Annotated in this window: 1 protein-coding gene and 1 pseudogene; one reads left to right on the forward strand and one right to left on the reverse strand. The window is 70.4% G+C overall.

Annotation, left to right across the window (positions count from 1 at the left end):
• A partial coding sequence (locus tag AC1D01_RS37910) for an HAD family hydrolase (RefSeq protein WP_477875138.1) occupies positions 1-421 on the forward strand: 421 nt, incomplete at its 5' end.
• Here the strand turns inward: AC1D01_RS37910 and AC1D01_RS37915 are convergent.
• Positions 412-593, reverse strand: a pseudogene (locus AC1D01_RS37915) (hypothetical protein); the annotation flags it as partial. The gene AC1D01_RS37910 and the pseudogene AC1D01_RS37915 sit on opposite strands and share 10 nt — an antisense overlap.

Here is a 593-nt window from a genome sequence, read left to right on the forward strand (position 1 = left end):
CACCGGGCTCGATGCGGCGTCGGTGCGGCGCGTCGTCGATGCGGTGCCGGCCGAGCTTCAGCCGCTCGCCGACACGGTCGGGTGGATCGAACGGCTGAGTGCCGCGGGCCACACGCTGCACTTCCYGTCGAACATGCCACGGCCGATGGCGGACCACCTGGTTCGCAGCCACCCGTTCCTCGGGCGCTTCACGAGCGGTGTGTTCTCGTCACAGGTGCGTTTGCTGAAGCCGGAGCCCGAGATCTTTGCGCACTCGGCGCGGCAGTTCGACATGTCGCCGGATCGGCTGATCCTGCTGGACGACACGCAGGTGAATGTCGATGCGGCGATCGCCGCCGGCTGGCAGGCGCTGCACTTCCGCGATGCGCCGTCGTGCGAGGCCGCGCTGCGCGAGCGCGGCCTGTTTCCGCGTCAGCCTTGATGCGCCGGCGCGGCCGGCACCGGTGCCGGCTGCGTGACGGCCGGCGCGCGCATCACGCGCGTCTTGCCGTTCGTCGACACCAGGATCACCGGCTCGCCCGGCGTCAGCGTCTCGTTGCCCTTGGCCTGCACGATCGAACGGCGTTCGCCGTTGCGCAGCTGCACCAGGATCT

The sequence above is a fragment of the Rhizobacter sp. P3_B12 genome (assembly GCF_056402895.1).